We start from the raw sequence: 17,956 nt of genomic DNA, 5'->3' as shown, positions 1-17,956 counted from the left end.
ATCCGCCTGCAAGACTGGCTCCCATGCGCATTGTGGTTCTGGCAGGCGGTATCGGCGGTGCCCGGTTTCTGCGGGGTCTGAAGCGGGCCGTGCCCGACGCGGACATCACGGTCATCGGCAACACCGGTGACGACATCCACCTCTTCGGGCTGAAGGTCTGCCCGGACCTCGACACGGTGATGTACACCCTCGGCGGCGGCATCAACGAGGAGCAGGGCTGGGGCCGCGCCGACGAGACCTTCCACCTCAAGGAGGAACTCGCGGCGTACGGCGTCGGACCGGAGTGGTTCGGGCTCGGCGACCGCGACTTCGCCACACACATCGTGCGGACGCAGATGATGAGCGCGGGCTATCCGCTCAGCGCCGTCACCGAGGCGCTGTGCGACCGCTGGAAGCCGGGCGTACGGCTCATCCCCATGTCCGACGACCGCGTCGAGACGCATGTGGCCGTCACCCTGCCGGAGGGCGACTCCGCCGCGGGCCCCGGCGAGCGGAAGGCGATCCACTTCCAGGAGTACTGGGTGCGGCTGAGGGCCTCCGTCCCCGCCGAGGCCGTCGTGCCGGTGGGCGCCGAGCAGGCGAAGCCGGCCCCGGGCGTCCTGGAGGCCATCGCCGAGGCGGACGTCGTGCTCTTCCCGCCCTCCAACCCGGTGGTGTCCATCGGCACCATCCTCGCGGTGCCCGGAATCCGGGAGGCCATCGCGGACGCCGGGGTGCCGGTGGTGGGGCTGTCCCCCCTCGTCGGCGACGCGCCGGTGCGGGGCATGGCCGACAAGGTGCTCGCGGCCGTCGGCGTCGAGTCCACGGCCGCCGCGGTGGCCGAGCACTACGGCTCGGGGCTGCTGGACGGCTGGCTCGTCGACACGGTGGACGCGGCCGCCGTGGATCGCGTGGAGGCCGCGGGCATCCGCTGCCGCGCGGTGCCGTTGATGATGACCGATCTGGAGGCCACGGCCCGGATGGCCCGCGAGGCGCTGGCGCTGGCGGAGGAGGTGCGGGCCTCGTGAACGGGCTTCCCCCCGAGGAGCCGGCCGGCGCCGCGGCACCTGCCGGTTACCGGGTCTGGGCGCTGCCCGGTCTCCCCGAAGTCCGCCCCGGCGACGACCTCGCCAAGCTGATCGCGGCCTGCGAGCCACGGCTCGTCGACGGGGACGTGCTGCTCGTCACCTCGAAGATCGTGTCGAAGGCGGAGGGGCGCGTGGTCCGGGCGGCCGACCGGGAGGCCGCCATCGACGGCGAGACCGTGCGGGTGGTGGCCCGCCGCGGACCGCTCAGGATCGTCGAGAACCGGCAGGGGCTGGTCATGGCCGCCGGCGGGGTCGACGCCTCCAACACCCCCGCCGGGACGGTGCTGTTGCTCCCCGAGGACCCCGACGCGTCGGCTCGGGCCGTCCGGGACGGGCTGCGGGACGCACTCGGTGTCGGCGTCGGCGTGATCGTCACGGACACCTCCGGGCGGCCGTGGCGGACCGGGCTCACCGATGTCGCCATCGGCGCCGCGGGCGTGCGGGTCCTCGACGACCTGCGCGGCGGTACGGACGCGCACGGCAACCCGCTGAGCGCGACCGTCGTCGCCACGGCCGACGAACTGGCGGCCGCGGGGGATCTGGTCAAGGGCAAGGCCGCCGGGCTGCCCGTCGCCGTCGTGCGGGGACTGTCGCACGTGGTGGACGACGGCGACGCGGAGGGGGCGCGGGCGATGGTGCGCGACGCGCGTGACGACATGTTCCGGCTGGGCACGTCCGAGGCGGTACGGGAGGCGGTGACCCAGCGGCGTACGGTCCGGTCGTTCACCGACGAGCCCGTCGATCCCGGTGCCGTCCGCCGCGCGGTGGCCGCCGCGGTGACCGCGCCGGCGCCGCACCACACGACGCCGTGGCGGTTCGTGCTCCTGGAGTCCGGCGCGTCGCGCACCCGGCTGCTGGACGCGATGCGGGACGCCTGGATCGCCGATCTGCGGCGGGACGGCAAGAGCGAGGAGTCGATCGCCAGGCGCGTCCGGCGCGGGGACGTGCTGCGCAACGCGCCGTACCTGGTCGTGCCGTGCATGGTCATGGACGGGTCGCACACCTACGGCGACACGCGGCGGGACGCGGCGGAGCGGGAGATGTTCGTGGTCGCCGCCGGGGCGGGCGTGCAGAACCTGCTCGTCGCGCTCGCCGGGGAGCGGCTGGGCTCGGCCTGGGTGTCGTCGACGATGTTCTGCCGGGACGTCGTCCGCGAGGTGCTGGGGCTGCCGGGGAACTGGGAGCCGATGGGCGCCGTGGCGGTCGGGCATCCGGCGGGGGAGCCGAAGCCGCGGCCGGAGCGGGACGCGGAGGCGTTCATCGAGGTGAGGTGAGCGCGCCGCGGCCGGGCGCCGGGCACGGGCCCGCCCCGCCGTCGCGCCGCTCGCGGTGTACGGGCCCGCCCGTGCCCGGCGTGCGCGCCCTCTCCTCTCGGAGGCGCGCCCGGCGCCCTCTACCCTCGGAGGCGCCCCGGATCCGCGGAAGCGGCTCCGGCGCCTCGCAGACCTTCCCAGCGGCATCCCTCGCAGCAGCAGCCCAGCAGCCCACCAGGACCAGATTCGTGGCCGGACGATTCGCCCCCCGCCCCACCCGTACGACCGTGCGCGGTGGGCATGTCGCCGTGCCCGCGGGGGTGCCGCGCCCGGCCGCGGCGCCGGGACGGCGGCGGACGTGGACCCCGCCCGGACCACTGGATCTGGGACTGGTGCTCGGGCCGCTGCGGCGGGGCCCCGCGGATCCGACGTTCCGGGCGACGCCGGACGGCTCGGTGTGGCGGGCCAGCCGGACGCCGGGGGGACCGGGCACCCTGCGGGTCGCGCTGCGGGGCGGGGTCGCCGAGGCGGAGGCGTGGGGGCCCGGGGCGCAGTGGCTGCTGGACCAGCTGCCCGAGATGCTCGGCGCGTCGGACGATCCCGACGCGTTCCGGCCCCGCCACCGGCTGGTCGCGCTGACGCGGCACCGGAGGCCGGGGCTGCGGCTGACGCGGACGGGGCTGGTGCTGGAGTCGCTGATCCCGTCGGTCCTGGAACAGAAGGTCACCACGGACGAGGCGTACCGGGCGTGGCGGCTGCTCGTACGGAAGTACGGGGAGCCCGCGCCGGGTCCCGCACCGGGGCGGATGCATGTGATGCCGGCACCGCGGACCTGGGCGCTGATCCCGTCCTGGGAGTGGCACCGGGCCGGGGTCGACAACAAGCGGGCGTCGACGATCCTGCGGGCGGTGCGGGTGGCCGCGCGGCTGGAGCAGGCCGTGGGGATGGAACCGGCCCAGGCGCAGGCGCGGCTGGAGGTGGTGCCGGGGATCGGGCCGTGGACCTCCGCGGAGACCGTGCAGCGCAGTCACGGGGCGGCGGACTCGGTGACCGTGGGGGACCTGCATCTGCCGGGCATCGTGGGGTACGCGCTGGCCGGGGACCGGAACGCGGACGACGCCATGATGCTGTCGCTGCTGGAGCCCTACGCGGGGCAGCGGCACCGGGCGGCGCGGTTGATCCTCTTGAGCGGGTGCACGCCCCCGCGGCGCGCCCCGCGGATGCGGCGGGGGGACATCGGACGGCTGTAGGGCCCGTCAGGACCGGGGCGAGGGTCCGGACGGGCCGGGTTCCCCTCCGCCTCACTGGTCCGAGGAGAAGCGCACCGCACCCGCCGGGATCCTGGCGTCGCACCAGACCCGTACCCCGTCGCGCAGTTCGTTGTCCGCGCCCACCACCGCGCCGTCGCCGACGACCGCCCCGGTGAGGACCGAGCGTTCGCCGATCCGGGAGCGGGCGCCGATCAGGGAGTCCGTGATCACGGCGCCCGGTTCCACGACCGCGCCGGACAGCAGCGTGCTGCCGGAGATCCGGGCGCCCTTCCCCACGAAGGCCCCCTCGCCGACCACCGTGCCGCCGGTCAGCTTGGCGTCCGTGGCGACCGACGCCGTCGGCAGGACCAGGCGGTCGCCGCAGCGGCCGGGCACCGCCGGGGACGGGGCGCGGCCCAGGACCAGGTCCGCCGAGCCGCGCACGAAGGCCGCGGGGGTGCCCAGGTCCAGCCAGTACGTCGAGTCGACCATGCCTTGCAGATGGGCCCCGGCCGCCAGGAGCTCCGGGAAGGTCTCCCGCTCGACCGAGACCGGACGGCCCGCGGGGATCGCGTCGATCACCGAGCGGCGGAAGACGTACGCCCCCGCGTTGATCTGGTCGGTGACGATCTCCTCCGGGGTCTGCGGCTTCTCCAGGAAGGCCGTCACCCGGCCCGTCCCGTCGGTGGGGACCAGACCGTACGCCCTCGGGTCCGTCACCTTCGTCAGATGGAGCGAGACGTCCGCGCCCGTCGACCGGTGGGTGCGGACCAGGGCCCGGATGTCGAGGCCCGTGAGGATGTCCCCGTTGAAGACCAGGACCGGATCGCCCGGACCGGAGCGGAGGCGGCTCGCCACGTTGCGGATGGCGCCGCCCGTGCCGAGCGGTTCCTCCTCCGTCACGTACTCCAGTCGCAGGCCGAGGGCCGAGCCGTCGCCGAAGTAGGGCTCGAAGACCTCGGCCAGATAGGAGGTGGCGAGCACGATGTGCTCCACGCCCGCCGCCCTCGCCCGCGCCAACTGGTGCGTGAGGAAGGGGACCCCGGCCGCCGGGACCATCGGCTTCGGAGTGCGCACCGTGAGCGGGCGCAGCCGGGTGCCTCTGCCGCCGACCAGGAGGATCGCTTCTGTCACCTGTCGTCTCTGCTTCCTGCCGGGACCGGCCGAACTGTCCGTCGGCCGGCCAGTGTATGCAGACCGTGTTGCGAGGACCGGTCAAGGCGCGATGATGACCGTCAAAGGCGCGGGCGATCCGTGCGACGCCGTGCGCCGGCCCGTCCTCAACGGCCCTGGTAGGCGGCCGCGGTGGCACGGGCCGAGCCGAGTTTGCCGTAGAGCAGCCTTCCCGGACACTCCGTGGCGAACCCGTCGCGATGGCCTGAGATCACGTTCAGTCGTACGTTCTCGCCCTTTGCGTAGAGATTGCCACCACCGGACACCAGGTGGGTGGCGGCACGCGGATCCATGCTGGAGAGACCGAGCTTCCACGCGGTGAGCTTGGAGATGGCGGTGACCGCGGCGGCCGTCGGATTGCTGCCGGTGTAGGTGCCGAGCACCGCGATTCCCGTGCTGTTGCCGTTGAATCCGAGGGTGTGCGCGCCCATGACGGCCTTCTCCACGCCCCCCGCGCGCCCCTCGTAGATGCTTCCGCACTTGTCGATGAGGAAGTTGTAGCCGATGTCCCGCCAGCCGCTGCTCACGACGTGGTAGCGGTAGATACTGCGGATGAGCGAAGGCACCTGGGAGCAGGTGTAGTTGTTGCCCGAGGCCGTGTGGTGCACGAAGGCCACCTTCACGGTGTCCGTGTAGACGAAGCCCGCCTCCCGCAGGCTCTCGTCGGCCCCCCAGCCGCTGCGCGTGACGATGCGCGGGCGCGGGCCGATGTAGGGGCCCGTGCTGACCTGGCGCGCCGCCAGGTCCTCCTTGGTCGCCTTCCTCGTGAGCGCCGGGATCTCCGCGGCGCCCAGGGGGGCGAGGCCGGCGTTGGCGGCGGACGCCTCGGACGCGGCGGACACCGCGCCCGACCCGGCGTTCGAAGCGTCCACACCCGACCCGGCGTTCGAGGCGCCCGCACCCGACCCGGTGCCCGAGGCGCCCGCACCCGACCCGGCGCCGGAGGCGCCCGCACCCGACCCGGTGCCGGAGGCATCCACACCCGACCCGGTGTTCGACGCATCCACGTCCGACCCGGTCCCGGACGCGTCGAGGCCCGGCGCCCCGGCCGAGCCCTTGTCCTGCGCGCCGTGTGCGGAGGTGCCTGCCGGCTCGGCGCCGGGGTCGACGAGTTCGACCCGCAGACCGCCGGGAAGCCCCGGGCCGCGCGTCCCGCCGGAGTCGTCCTGCTCGGCGCGGACCCGCACCTCGATGCCGTCGCAGTCGCCGACCCACAGGGGTGCCGTCGATCCGCGCACCCGGCTCGAACCCGCCTCGGTCGTGCCCAGGTCGGGGCCGTGGTCGGTGTTGTGCGTCTCGACCTCCTGCCAGTCGGACCACCGGTCCGTGCCGCTGGCGCGGGTACGGATCTGCACGCGGCCGTGCAGTTCCGTTCTGGGGTCGTCCCACACGACGCCGACGAGCGAGAAGGACCGTACGGCCCGGGGGGTGAGTCCCCGTTCGGTCACCGCCCCGCCACCACGGGGGCCGGTGAGGGCGACGAGGGGGAGGGACTGGGTGCTGCCGGGAACGTCCGGCCCGGCGCCCGACCCGGCCGCCATGGCCGGGGAGGCGGGCGGCACGGCCAGGACCGCCGCGCAGGCGACACCGATCAAGGAAGCTAGGTATCCACGCATGTCCCCGATCTTGGACATGGCCAGACATATATGTCCATCCGGGACTTGACGGTCCGTCGGCCGAACCGGTGGCCCGTCCCACGCCCGTCACCCACCCGCCGGACCGCCCGGCGGGCCGCCCCCGCGTACGCTTGCGCGCGTGAACGCCACCGACCGCACCCCTGCCGACCTGCTGCGATCCGCGCTCGCCGCGGACCCCGCGCGCCCGCTGGTGACCTTCTACGACGACGCCACGGGCGAACGCGTCGAACTCTCCGTGGCCACCTTCGCCAATTGGGTGGCCAAGACAGCCAACCTCCTGCAGGGCGACCTCGCCGCCGGGCCCGGCGACCGGGTCGCGCTGCTGCTGCCCGCGCACTGGCAGACGGCGGTGTGGCTGCTCGCCTGCGCGTCCGTGGGTGCCGTCGCGGACGTCGGCGGCGACGCGGGGGCCGCCGACGTCGTCGTCAGCGGGCCCGACTCTCTGGACGCGGCACGCGCCTGCCCCGGGGAGCGCGTCGCTCTCGCCCTGCGTCCCCTCGGCGGCCGCTTCCCGCAGCCCCCGGCCGGCTTCGTCGACTACGCCGTCGAGGTGCCGGGCCAGGGCGACCGCTTCCAGCCCTTCTCGCCCGCCGGGCCCGAGGAGCCGGCGCTCATCGTCGCCGGGGCGGAGCACACGGGCGCGGAGGTGGTGGAGCGGGCTCGCGCGGACGCCTCCGCGCTCGGCCTGACCGGGCCCGGCTCCCGGCTGCTGTCCGGGCTGCCCTACGACACCTGGGAGGGCCTGAGCGCCGGGCTGTACGCGCCGCTGGCCACGGGAGGCTCGGTGGTCCTCTGCCGCCATCTGGCACGGCTCGACGAGGACGCGCTGGCCAAGCGGATCGAGAACGAGAGGGTGACGGCCACCGCGCGGTGAGACGCCGCCGGGGCCGGGCGGGTCGCGCGGGGCCTCACGGTGAGACGTGGGTGCGCACAGCCGCGGCCACGCGTCCGTCGCACGGTCCCCGCCGCCCGTTCGGGCTAACACCGGCCGCCCCACGCCCCCGCCCCGGGTCATGGTCGTAAGAGCACGACACGCTCGTACGCCACAAGGGGGTGGACCCGGCAGTGACTACCCAAGGCGCCCCACGGCGGCCGGAGGCGGGCATCCCGCGCCTGCCCGGGCCCTCCCTCGGCCCCACGCTCGGCGCCACGCCCGCCGGCCCCGGCCTCATACGCCGCCGGCGCCGGCGCTGGATGCGCCGCTCCGCGCTCGGGCTCGCCCTGCTCGCGCTCGGGGCCGCCGGCGCCGGGTGGGCCGCGTACGAGAAGCTGGACTCGAACATCACCGCGGACAACGACGCCGCCTCCGAGCTCGCCCGCTACGAGAAGGAGCGGCCCACGGCGCTCGTCCGCGGCGCGCAGAACGTCCTGCTCATCGGGTCCGACTCACGCTCGGGCGACGGCAACGGCCGCTACGGGCACGATGCCGGGGCCGGGCGGTCCGACACCGTGATCCTGCTGCACCTCGCCGCCGACCGGCGCAGCGCCACCGCCGTCTCCCTCCCCCGCGACCTCATGGTCGACGTGCCGGGCTGCCGCAGGGCGGACGGCAGCCGCTCCGCGCCGGTGTTCACGCTGTTCAACTACGCGTTCGCGAGCGGCGGCTCGGCCTGCACGATCCGTACCGTCGAAAAGCTGACGAACATCCGCATCGACCACCACGTGGTCGTCGACTTCCGCGGCTTCCAGGAGATGGTCGACGCGGTCGACGGCGTCCAGGTGTGCCTGAAGGAGCCGATCGACGACAAGGACGCCCGGGTGAGGCTCCCGGCGGGCAGGGTGACGCTCGACGGCGAGCAGGCGCTCGGCTACGTCCGCGCCCGCAAGAGCCTCGGCGACGGCAGTGACACGGACCGGATGGAACGCCAGCAGCGCTTCCTCGGCGCACTGCTCGGCAAGGTGCGCAGCGACGGCGTCCTGCTGAATCCGGCGAAGCTCTACCCCGTGCTGGACGCGGCCACCTCGTCCCTGACCACGGACCCGGGCCTGGCGAGCCTGCGCGGGCTCTACGACCTCGTGCGCGGGCTGCGGACGCTCCCTCCGGAACGGGTGCAGTTCCTCACGGTGCCGCGCACCTCGTACCCGTCCGACCCCAATCGGGACCAACTCGTGCAACCGGCCGCGGGAAAACTCTTCACACGGCTGCGCGCGGACCGGCCCGTCGAGGTCGTGAAACGGCTTCCGGACGATTCGGCCGCGAAATCGAGCGCCACGGCGTCCGCATCACCCGGTTACGGTGACGGTGGGGAGTCGCGCGGCGACGGAATGTCGAGCGAAAAGTCGCCTCCCGCTCCCGAACCCACGCCCACATTCCGCGGAAACACGGCCGCGCAGGACGCCTGCGGGTAAAGCACGGACCAAGCACGGGGACGCCGGAGCTAAGAAGTCTCTGAGAAATGGGGCGGATTGCCCGGGTGTAGGGGAGTGGAATGTGTCACCGCCGTCGCTCGACGCCGAACTGGGCGGATAGTGTGAGCGGTCCGGTGCCACGCCCACGAGTTCCGACCTGGGCTCGCGCACCGGGTGAAGAGACCCGAGCGCCTCGAGGGGGAAGGCGCCGCGTGGCCCCGACGGAGGATTCGAAACCGTGGACGCGCAAGGCCGTGGGCGGGCGGACAACATGGACCCCGCAGACCAGTGGGTGCTCAACCCGAACACCGGCGAATACGAACTGCGACTGAGTCCTTCCGCTCCGCAGTCGGCCGTGCCCAGACCGCGGCGCGGAGATCCCGCGGGGCGCGCGCAGGGCGGCAGCCGCACGGCACCCGGCCGCCGGGGACCCGCGCCGGACGCGCCGGCCCCGGACGCGCTGCCGGGGCAGCGCCGCCGCAGGGGTGCACCGGCCGAGCCGCCGGGGCGGCGCCGGGGCCGTACCCAGCCCAAGCAGGGCAAGGCGAAGAAGATCCTGCTGTGGACCGGCGGCGGCATGGCGTTCGTCCTGGTCGCCGCCACGGGCGCCGGTTACCTGTACCTCAAGCACCTCGAGAACAACGTCAGCACGACGGACGTCGGCGACGCCGCGAAGAACGGCTTCAGCAAGGACGACGCCTTCAACATCCTGATCATCGGCACCGACAAGCGCACCGGCAAGGGCAACACCGGCTACGGCGACAAGAACAGCGTCGGCCACGCCGACACCAACGTCCTGCTGCACGTGTCCAAGGACCGGACGAACGCGACGGCGCTGAGCATCCCGCGCGACCTGATCGTCGACGTCCCGGACTGCCCGACGAAGCAGCCCGACGGCACCACCAAGGTCATCCCCGGCACGCAGCACGTCCGCTTCAACACGAGCTTCGGCCAGGGCGGCCGCGACGCCGGCTGCACGATGCGCACGGTCAAGGCGGTCACCGGCATCACGCCCGACCACTTCATGATGGCCGACTTCAACGCGGTGAAGACGCTGACCACGGCGGTGGGCGGCGTCGACGTCTGCGTGGGCAAGCCGATCAACGACAAGGAGTCGCACCTCAAGCTGCCCAAGGGCGAGTCCACGATCGAGGGCGAGCAGGCCCTCGCGTTCGTGCGCACCCGGCACAGCTTCGGCAACCAGGGCGACCTGGACCGGATCAAGGTGCAGCAGCAGTTCCTCGGCGCGCTGGCCCGCAAGATGACCTCCAGCGACACTCTCACCGACCCCGGCAAGCTGCTGGACCTGGCGGAGGCCGCCACCAAGGCGCTCACCGTCGACACCGGCATCGGCAAGGTGAGCAGGCTCAAGGACGTCGCCCTGGAGCTGAAGAAGGTGCCGCCCAAGAACATCACCTTCGCCACGGTGCCGGTGGACGACAACCCCGCCGAGAAGATCAAGGCGACGGTCGTCCTCAGGGAGCCGGATGCCGGGCAGCTGTTCCAGATGATCAACGACGACGTCTCGCTGACCGACGTCAAGCAGAAGAAGAAGCAGGAGAACGCCGCGGTGTCCGCCCGCCTCAAGGGGGCCCGCTCGGCCGCCTCCGACGTCCGCGTCGACATCTACAACGGCGGCGCGCCTGCCGGCAGCGCACAGACGACTCTCGACTGGCTGCAGAACAACCAGGGCGTCCTCAAGTCCAGCCAGCTGGGCAACGCGGCCGCACCCCTCGCCAGGACGACCCTGGAGTACGCTCCGGACCAGGCCGACCAGGCACGCAAACTGGCCGACATCATGGGGTTGCCCGCGTCGGCGATGAAGCCGGGCAAGAGCGAGAAGAACGCCCAGGGGCTGCCGGCGATCGTGCTGACCCTCGGCAAGGACTTCAAGGGCGCCGGGGTCTCGTTGACCGCGCCCAGCAAGGCGCCGGAGAACCTTCAGAAGGCCACGGCGGACAAGCAAGTGTGCTCGACGTGATGACCTGACCGGTCCGTTGTGCGTCTTACCGGACGCGGACGCGCCCGCCGGGTGTGCGACCCGGCGGGCGCGCCGTGTGTACAGCGGGACGCGCAGCACATCCGTTGGGGTGCCACGGGCGTCTCACCGTACGGCGAACAGTCCGGAAGAACGCATCCCGGCGTGCTCCGGGACCACGGGACGGACCGGCATGTGTCGGGCACAGGGTGGGGAGGGCAGGGACTTGGTGCAGGGCAGCGTACGTAAGAAGGGGGCGCGACCACGTGGCCGGGACGCCGGTGAACTGGGCTGGGACGACAGTCTGTACGAGAACGGCGGCGACGCCGTTCAGGACGGCGGCGGTCCGCCGTCGGCGCAGCGCGGCCGGGGCGAACGCCCGCGCCGCAGACGGCGCGTCCTGCGCTGGTCGGCGACGGTTCTGGCGGTCGTGATACTCGGCACCGCCGGTGCCGGATATCTCTACTACCAGCATCTGAACGACAACCTGAAGAAGGACGACCTCAACATCGGCGACGAGAAGGACCGTGCGGCCGAGTCGAAGCCGAACGCGGCGGGCCAGACCCCGCTGAACATCCTGCTCCTCGGGTCGGACGCGCGTGACTCCGCGGAGAACCAGAAGCTCGGCGGCGCGAGGGACACCTTCGGGGGGCCGGCCCGCGCCGACGTCCAGATGCTGCTGCACGTCTCGGCGGACCGCAGCAACATGTCCGTGGTCAGCATGCCGCGCGACACCCTGCTGACGATCCCCAAGTGCACCGACCCGAAGACCGGGCAGGTCTACCCGACCACGGCGTCGGAGATAACGAACGACTCGCTGCGCCGCGGCGGCCCCGGCTGCACGGTCGCCACCTGGGAGAAGCTCACCGACATCCACATCGACCACTTCCTCATGGTCGACTTCGCGGGCGTGGTGTCGATGGCCGACGCGATCGGGGGCGTCCCGGTGTGCGTGGACAAGAACATCTACTCCCACACGGCCTCCGGCCACGGCTCCGGCCTGAAGCTCACGGCGGGCACCACGTACATCAAGGGCACGCAGGCCCTGCAGTGGCTGCGCACCCGGTACGGGTTCGAGGACGGCAGCGACATCGCCCGGACCAAGGCGCAGCACCAGTACATGGGCGCGCTGGTCCGCCAGCTGCGGACCAACGCCACGCTGAGCAACCCGGACAAGCTGCGCAAGCTCGCGGAGACGGCCACCAAGGCGCTCACCGTCGACAAGGGGCTGGGCACGGTCGCCAAGCTCTACGACCTGAGCACCGAGTTGAAGAAGGTGCCCGCCGACCGCATCACGATGACGACGATGCCGTACGTGTACGCCGGTGCCCGGGTGCGGCCCAAGCCGGGTGACGCGGAGCAGCTGTTCCGCCTGGTGCGCGAGGACATCCCGCTGGACGGCAAGGGCGCGAAGAAGAAGCCCGTGGCGGAGGCGACGGTGGCCCCGACGGACACCGACGACAAGATCGCCGTGCAGGTGCAGAACGGCACCCGGACGTCCACGCTGGGGCCGGTGCGGGGACGGGCCGGCACGGTGGCCCAGCTCCTCGTGGGCAAGGGCTTCACCCAGGCCAGGACCGACTCCTCGGCGGCGCCGGCCGAGGACAGGACGGTGGTCCGCTATCCCAGCGCGGACCTGAAGGGCGACGCCCAGCGGGTCGCCAAGGCGCTGGGCATCCCGATGAGTTCGGTGAAGAAGTCGACGGACGTCTCCGGGGTCGCCCTCGTCGTGGGCGCCGACTGGCGGTCGGGCACGACCTACGAGGCCCCCAAGGAGAACGACTCGACGCCGTCGTCCGCGGACGCCCTCAACGGCGCGACGAAGAAGTGCATGACGGTGGACCCGAACTACACCTGGTGACCGCTCGTCCCGGGGCCCTCTCCGCCACGGAGGGGCCCCGGCCGCCCGGCCCGAGAGGTCCCGGCCGGGCGCGCCCACCTCACCGCGTCGCGACGACCGCCGGCCGGCGCGAGGCGATGACCTTCTTCGCCAGCGCCTTGGGACTGGTCAGGAACCCCCAGCCCCACGACAGGTGCATGGTGGCGAGAGCGACGGGGATCTGCAGCCGTGCCTTCAGCGGCAGGCCCCTGCCGGCGGGGACGGAGCCGAGGACGATCGCCGCGAGGTAGCCGCCGGGGACCACGAGGCCCCACGGGGTCAGCGCGACGCCCGTCACGATGCCCGCGGCGATCGCGCAGACCGCGGCCGGCGGGGCAAGATAGCGCAGATTGATGGAGCCCTGGTGGAAGCGGGCGACCACGTGCCGCCAGCGTCCGTAGTCCTTGTACTGCTTGGCGAGCGCGCGCACCGAGGGCCGGGGGCGGTACGACACCCTCAGCTCCGGCGAGAACCAGATGAGGCCGCCCGCCTCGCGGATGCGGAAGTTGAGCTCCCAGTCCTGGGCGCGGATGAACTCCTCGTTGTAGCCGCCCTGCCGCTCCAGGGCCTCGCGCCGGAAGACACCGAGGTAGACCGTGTCGGCCGGTCCGGCCTCGCCGCCCGTGTGGAAGGCGGCGTTCCCCACACCGATCCTCGAGGTCATCGCGGCGGCGACCGCGTGCTCCCAGTCGTTCTCGCCCTCGGCGTGCATGATGCCGCCGACGTTCTGCGCGCCGGTCTCCTCCAGGAGGCGCACGGCGGTCGCGATGTAGTCCGGCGAGAGCATGCCGTGCCCGTCGACGCGGACCACGACGGGGTGGCGGGACGCCTTGATGGCGGCGTTGAGCGCGGCGGGCGTGCGGCCGGTCGGGTTGGGGACCGTGTGCACGCGCACGCGGGGATCGGACGCGGTCTCGCGGACCAGTTCCGCGGCGATCTCGTCCGTGCGGTCCGTGGACGGGCCGAGGGCGATCACGACCTCCGTCTCGCCGGCGTACTCCTGGGCGAGGATCGCTTGGACGGCTCCGCGCAGATGCCGCTCCTCGTTGAGGACGGGCATGATCACGGACACGGCGGGAAGCTGCACGTCGGACTTCGCGTTCATAGGGGCCTCACGTTACCGCGAACGGGGGACACCGGTGCGCGCCGCCCGGGCGCCGCCCCGGGCCGCAGATCGTATCGGCCTACGGTGCTCACGGATCCCACGCCCAGCCCCGCGGAGGTGTCCCCCGTGCCCGCACCGACCCGCGCGCCCGCGCGCCGTCCACCGGTCCGCTCCCCCGGGCAGCGACCGCGCGCCCCGCGGAAGAGGCCCGGCTGGGCCGTTCGGGCGGTCACCACGCTCTCCGTGGCCGTCCTCGCGTCGGCCGGCATCGGGCACGCCGTGATCACCAGCCTCGACGAGGGCATCGCCCGGGTCGATCCCTTCAAGGACATGAAGAACCGCCCCGAGGCCGGCCACGGCATGAACATCCTGCTGGTCGGCACCGACGGCCGCGACAGGGTCGCGAACGCGCAGCGGCGGGCGTACCGCCTCGGCGGCACGGCCTGCCACTGCACCGACACGGTCATGATCGTGCACATCTCGGCGCACCGGGACCGGGCCACCGTCGTGAGCCTGCCGCGCGACTCGTACGCGCAGGCCCCGGCGCACACGGACCTGACCACCGGGCAGCGGCACGGCCCCCATCCGATCAAGCTGAACGCGGCGTACGCGGAGGGCGGCCCCAACCTGACGGTGCGCACGATCGAGAACATGACGCACCTCAAGATCGACCACTATCTGGAGGTCGACTTCGTCAGCTTCATGAAGACGGTGGACGTCCTCGGCGGTGTCCGGCTGTGCACCCCGAAGCCGCTGAAGGACCCGTACACCGGACTGGACCTGCCCGCGGGCACCCATGTGCTCAAGGGCGGGCAGGCGCTTCAGTACGTGCGGTCCCGGCACATCGACGGGGCGTCCGACCTGGGCCGGATGCAGCGGCAGCAGAGGTTCCTGGCGGCGCTCGTCGACCGGGCGACGTCGTCGGGCATGATGCTGAACCCGATCAGGTTCCGGGACGTGACACGGGCGGTGCTGGGCTCCGTGCGGGCGGACCGTGGCTTCGGCACGGACCAGCTGCTCGACCTGGGCCGGGCGATGCGGACCTTCTCGCCGCGCTCCTCGGAGTTCACGACCGTGCCGATCGCGCAGATGGGCTACCGGGGCAACGACCTCGGCTCGACCGTGAAGTGGGACGACGCGAAGGCCGGGGCGTTGTTCCAGGCGCTGCGCGACGACAGGCCGCTCGCCCCGCCCCACCCGGACAAGAAGGGCCCGGCCGCGACGCGGGTGGACGTGCCCCCGCAGCAGATCCGGGTGCGGATCGAGAACGGCACGGTCACGGAGGGACTCGGCAAGCGGGTGGACGACGCGCTCGCGGCCGACGGCTTCCGGACGACGCGGCAGCCGGGGAACGCCGCGAACAGGGCGACGCGGCGCACGGTCATCGTCTACGACCCGCGCTGGGACCGCTCGGCGAGGACCCTCGCCGCGGCCCTGCCGGGCAGCGAGCTGCGCGCGACACCGGGCCGGGGACCGACGCTGACGGTGATCGCGGGCGCGGACTTCAAGGAGGTGCGGCCGGTACGGGCGTCGGAGCCGAAGGGCCCGCAGGAGGTGGTGACCGGGGACCAGGTGGTGTGCCCGTAGCGGCGCGGCACCGCCACGCGCCCTCGGCCCCGCGTCCCTCACTCACTTCTCGTCGGTCGACGCTCCGTCGCCACTCACTTCTCGTCGGTCGACACTCAGTCGCCGCTCAGTCGTCGCGGCCCTCCACCACCCTGCTCTCCCGCAGTTCCCTGATCGCGCGGCGCCGCGCCAGGCGGTGGGTGCGGCGGATCTGGGCCTCCTGGTAGCGGCGCTTGTCCCGCTCCGTCTCGGGTATGACCGGCGGCACCTGCCGGGGCTTGCCGTCGGCGTCGACCGCCGCGAAGACCAGGTACGCCGAGCCGACCTGGGTGGGCGGCGCCGACTCGTTCCAGCGTTCGGCCAGGACGCGGACGCCGATCTCCATCGAGGTGCGGCCGGTCCAGTTGACCTGGGCCTTCACATGCACGAGGTCGCCGACCCTGACCGGCTCCAGGAAGGCCATCTCGTCCATGGACGCGGTGACGGCCGGGCCGCCGGAGTGCCGGCCGGCCACGGCCCCCGCCGCGTCGTCGACGAGTTTCATGATCACGCCACCGTGCACCGTGCCCAGCAGGTTGGTGTCGTTGTGGGTCATGATGTGGCTGAGGGTGGTCCGGGACGCCGCGGTGGGCTTCCCCGGGAGATCGCCCGTGGATTCGCCCGGACCTGCGACGTCCGGGGCAGAGGCCTGGTCTGTCATGCCCTCCACCTTATGCCGGACCTTTCTCCGGGAGACTTTGTGTCAGCTTGGCAACAGCACTGACCCCGTTCTTCACCGGCCCTTGTAAGGCACATGGCCCCACCCGGCACACTGGGGCCCATGAACCAGTGGCCCGAGGGATCGTCCAACGACAGCCGCGGCACCAGCTTCGGACGCGGCAGCACCAGCGCGCGGCCGGAGGGCGCCCGTGTGATGCGCCAGGTCCGGCGCGGACCCGGCGACCCTCAGGGCGCTCCGCCGTACGGCGGGGTACCGCAGCAGCCGGCCTACGGCGACCAGGGGTACGGCGCCCCCGACAGCCCCTACAACACGGGCCAGGTCTACGGCGGCGGCGGCCGGCGCGGCGGCGGTTTCATACCCAACGACAACGACCCGGACCCGGAGCTCGACCACTACCGGTCGCGCCCGAACTGGCGCCGCCGGATCAAGTGGACCGCGATCACGCTGGTCACCGCGCTGGTGGTGACCTCGGTGACCACGTACTTCTGGGCCGACTCCAAGCTCCACCGTGACGTCGACCTGTCCAAGGTCATCGACCGGCCCGCGTCCGGCGAAGGCACCAACTACCTGATCGTCGGCTCCGACAGCCGCGCGGGCATGTCGGCCGACGACAAGAAGAAGCTGCACACCGGGTCCGCCGAGGGCAAGCGCACGGACACGATGATGATCCTGCACACCGGCGACAACGGTTCCACGCTCATCTCCCTGCCCCGCGACTCGGACGTGGAGATCCCGACGTTCAAGGGCTCCGAGTCCGGCAAGATCTACCAGGGCACGGGCCGCCACACCAAGCTGAACGCCGCGTACGCCACGGACGGTCCCGAACTGCTGGTCCGCACGGTCGAGTTCAACACCGGGCTGCACATCGACCACTACGCGGAGATCGGCTTCGGCGGCTTCGCGAAGATCGTGGACGCGGTCGGCGGGGTCGAGATCACGATCGACAAGGGCTTCAAGGACAAGTACTCGGGCGCCGACTTCCAGGCGGGCAAGCAGACGCTGAACGGCGAGGAGGCCCTGGCCTTCGTCCGTACCCGGCACGCCTTCGCCACGAGCGACCTGCAGCGCACGAAGAACCAGCAGAAGTTCCTGTCCGCGCTGGCCCACCAGGTGGCGACCCCGTCCACGGTCCTCAACCCCTTCAGGCTCTACCCGACGATGGGTGCGGGCCTGGACTCGCTGACGGTCGACAAGGACATGAGCCTGTGGGACCTGGCCGACATGTTCTGGTCGATGAAGGGCGTCTCCGGCGGCGACGGGACGTCGATGAACATGCCGATCTCCGGCTCCAGCGGCGGCAACCTGGTGTGGGACAAGAACAAGGTCAAGACGCTGGTGAACCAGCTGAAGAACGACGAGAAGGTGACGGTGACGGGCAACTGATCCCCGCGCCTCCCGCATACCGCCGCACCGCGAAGGGCCCCGCCGAAGCAGTTCGGCGGGGCCCTTCGCGCATCCCGGGCGATGCGCCCGGGAACAGTCAGCAGGCGCAGAGGCAGAACGGGTGCCCCGCCGGGTCCGCGTAGACGCGCCAGGTGCGGGAGCGGTCCTCCGTGTCCAGTGGCCGGGCACCGAGCGCGAGGACGCCGCTCTCGGCGGCCTCCAGGTCCTCGACGGCGAGGTCCAGGTGCAGTTGCTGGGAGCCGTCCGGGGCCGGCCACTTCGGCGGTACGTACCCGGGCGCGGCCTGGAACGACAGCGACCCGCCGCCGGGCACCTTCAGGTCGGCCCAGTCGCCGTCCCCCTCCACGGTGCCGCCGAGCAGCTCGGCGTAGAAACCCGCGAGCGAGCGCGGGTCGGGACAGTCGAGAACCACGCCGCCCAGCTTGGCGAGAGCCATGACTTCCTCCTTGTACGTCGACACATCCGTGTTACCTGTAGCAGCCGCCAACCGGTAACCGTTACTGGATGCTGCCGCATAAGGGGTAACGTCGCAAGGGGAAATCCGAGAGGTAACGTCGCGGGCATGAGGTCGCAG

The 17,956-nt window shown here is 72.6% G+C and carries 14 protein-coding genes; 9 read left to right on the top strand and 5 right to left on the bottom strand.

Features of this window, described 5'->3' with window-relative positions; all coding sequences use genetic code 11:
* The first annotated feature begins 23 nt into the window (after positions 1–23).
* The 3 genes from cofD to ACFYMU_RS21110 all read left to right on the top strand — a co-directional run bounded on the left by cofD (position 24) and on the right by ACFYMU_RS21110 (position 3,570).
* Positions 24–1,007 (top strand): 2-phospho-L-lactate transferase, encoded by a 984-nt coding sequence (gene cofD, locus ACFYMU_RS21120; RefSeq protein WP_388375113.1) that lies wholly within the window; start codon positions 24–26, stop codon positions 1,005–1,007.
* Positions 1,004–2,341: a coenzyme F420-0:L-glutamate ligase gene (locus ACFYMU_RS21115; protein WP_388375110.1), complete on the top strand. Its 1,338-nt coding sequence runs from the start codon at positions 1,004–1,006 to the stop codon at positions 2,339–2,341. Before cofD ends, ACFYMU_RS21115 begins: the two co-directional genes overlap by 4 nt.
* 227 nt (positions 2,342–2,568) lie before the next feature.
* Positions 2,569–3,570 carry a DNA-3-methyladenine glycosylase family protein gene (locus tag ACFYMU_RS21110; protein ID WP_388375107.1) on the top strand — a complete coding sequence of 334 codons (1,002 nt, stop codon included), beginning with the start codon at positions 2,569–2,571 and terminating at the stop codon, positions 3,568–3,570.
* A gap of 51 nt (positions 3,571–3,621) precedes the next feature.
* Here the strand turns inward: ACFYMU_RS21110 and ACFYMU_RS21105 are convergent, their stop codons facing one another.
* Together ACFYMU_RS21105 and ACFYMU_RS21100 are read right to left on the bottom strand one after the other, a co-directional pair.
* Entirely contained in the window at positions 3,622–4,704 is a 1,083-nt protein-coding gene (locus ACFYMU_RS21105) for a sugar phosphate nucleotidyltransferase (protein WP_388375104.1), read from the bottom strand.
* A 146-nt stretch (positions 4,705–4,850) separates the two neighbouring features.
* Positions 4,851–6,377: a peptidoglycan recognition protein gene (locus ACFYMU_RS21100; RefSeq protein WP_388375101.1), complete on the bottom strand. Its 1,527-nt coding sequence runs from the start codon at positions 6,375–6,377 to the stop codon at positions 4,851–4,853.
* Between the two features lie 121 nt (positions 6,378–6,498).
* On the opposite strand from ACFYMU_RS21100, the gene ACFYMU_RS21095 reads away from it, so the two are divergent.
* The 4 genes from ACFYMU_RS21095 to ACFYMU_RS21080 all read left to right on the top strand — a co-directional run bounded on the left by ACFYMU_RS21095 (position 6,499) and on the right by ACFYMU_RS21080 (position 12,568).
* Positions 6,499–7,254, top strand: coding sequence for a TIGR03089 family protein (locus tag ACFYMU_RS21095; RefSeq protein ID WP_388375098.1), 756 nt, complete (start codon positions 6,499–6,501; stop codon positions 7,252–7,254).
* 320 nt (positions 7,255–7,574) lie between these two features.
* Complete coding sequence (locus tag ACFYMU_RS21090) at positions 7,575–8,729, top strand: LCP family protein (protein WP_388375188.1); 1,155 nt, start codon at positions 7,575–7,577, stop codon at positions 8,727–8,729.
* 238 nt (positions 8,730–8,967) lie between these two features.
* Positions 8,968–10,710, top strand: coding sequence for an LCP family protein (locus ACFYMU_RS21085; protein WP_388375095.1), 1,743 nt, complete (start codon positions 8,968–8,970; stop codon positions 10,708–10,710).
* A 190-nt stretch (positions 10,711–10,900) separates the two neighbouring features.
* Complete coding sequence (locus ACFYMU_RS21080; protein ID WP_388375092.1) at positions 10,901–12,568, top strand: LCP family protein; 1,668 nt, start codon at positions 10,901–10,903, stop codon at positions 12,566–12,568.
* Between the two features lie 79 nt (positions 12,569–12,647).
* On the opposite strand, the gene ACFYMU_RS21075 is transcribed toward ACFYMU_RS21080, so the two are convergent.
* On the bottom strand, positions 12,648–13,691 hold the full coding sequence (locus ACFYMU_RS21075) for a glycosyltransferase family 2 protein (protein WP_388375089.1): 1,044 nt from the start codon (positions 13,689–13,691) through the stop codon (positions 12,648–12,650).
* A 117-nt stretch (positions 13,692–13,808) separates the two neighbouring features.
* Between ACFYMU_RS21075 and ACFYMU_RS21070 the strand changes: the two genes are divergently transcribed.
* On the top strand, positions 13,809–15,278 hold the full coding sequence (locus ACFYMU_RS21070) for an LCP family protein (RefSeq protein WP_388375185.1): 1,470 nt from the start codon (positions 13,809–13,811) through the stop codon (positions 15,276–15,278).
* Positions 15,279–15,384: 106 nt separating this feature from the next.
* On the opposite strand, the gene ACFYMU_RS21065 is transcribed toward ACFYMU_RS21070, so the two are convergent.
* On the bottom strand, positions 15,385–15,957 hold the full coding sequence (locus ACFYMU_RS21065; protein WP_388375087.1) for an acyl-CoA thioesterase: 573 nt from the start codon (positions 15,955–15,957) through the stop codon (positions 15,385–15,387).
* A 120-nt stretch (positions 15,958–16,077) separates the two neighbouring features.
* Here ACFYMU_RS21065 and ACFYMU_RS21060 point away from each other — a divergent pair, with 120 nt between their 5' ends.
* Positions 16,078–17,361 (top strand): LCP family protein, encoded by a 1,284-nt coding sequence (locus ACFYMU_RS21060; protein ID WP_388375084.1) that lies wholly within the window; start codon positions 16,078–16,080, stop codon positions 17,359–17,361.
* Positions 17,362–17,458: 97 nt separating this feature from the next.
* Here ACFYMU_RS21060 and ACFYMU_RS21055 read toward each other — a convergent pair whose 3' ends face one another.
* On the bottom strand, positions 17,459–17,818 hold the full coding sequence (locus tag ACFYMU_RS21055) for a VOC family protein (RefSeq protein WP_388375081.1): 360 nt from the start codon (positions 17,816–17,818) through the stop codon (positions 17,459–17,461).
* Positions 17,819–17,956: the final 138 nt, after the last annotated feature.

The sequence above is a fragment of the Streptomyces sp. NPDC007264 genome, assembly GCF_042869095.1.
Taxonomy (GTDB): domain Bacteria; phylum Actinomycetota; class Actinomycetes; order Streptomycetales; family Streptomycetaceae; genus Streptomyces.
This window is presented reverse-complemented; position numbering and strand designations above follow the sequence as displayed.

What these genes read in the sequence shown, in the direction of transcription:
- ACFYMU_RS21055 (WP_388375081.1), bottom strand. Translation starts at nt 17,818, where the DNA reads ATGGCTCTCGCCAAGCTGGGCGGCGTGGTTCTCGACTGTCCCGACCCG.
- ACFYMU_RS21060 (WP_388375084.1), top strand. Translation starts at nt 16,078, where the DNA reads ATGAACCAGTGGCCCGAGGGATCGTCCAACGACAGCCGCGGCACCAGC.
- cofD (WP_388375113.1), top strand. Translation starts at nt 24, where the DNA reads ATGCGCATTGTGGTTCTGGCAGGCGGTATCGGCGGTGCCCGGTTTCTG.
- ACFYMU_RS21075 (WP_388375089.1), bottom strand. Translation starts at nt 13,691, where the DNA reads ATGAACGCGAAGTCCGACGTGCAGCTTCCCGCCGTGTCCGTGATCATG.
- ACFYMU_RS21065 (WP_388375087.1), bottom strand. Translation starts at nt 15,957, where the DNA reads ATGACAGACCAGGCCTCTGCCCCGGACGTCGCAGGTCCGGGCGAATCC.
- ACFYMU_RS21080 (WP_388375092.1), top strand. Translation starts at nt 10,901, where the DNA reads ATGTGTCGGGCACAGGGTGGGGAGGGCAGGGACTTGGTGCAGGGCAGC.
- ACFYMU_RS21100 (WP_388375101.1), bottom strand. Translation starts at nt 6,377, where the DNA reads ATGTCCAAGATCGGGGACATGCGTGGATACCTAGCTTCCTTGATCGGT.
- ACFYMU_RS21090 (WP_388375188.1), top strand. Translation starts at nt 7,575, where the DNA reads ATGCGCCGCTCCGCGCTCGGGCTCGCCCTGCTCGCGCTCGGGGCCGCC.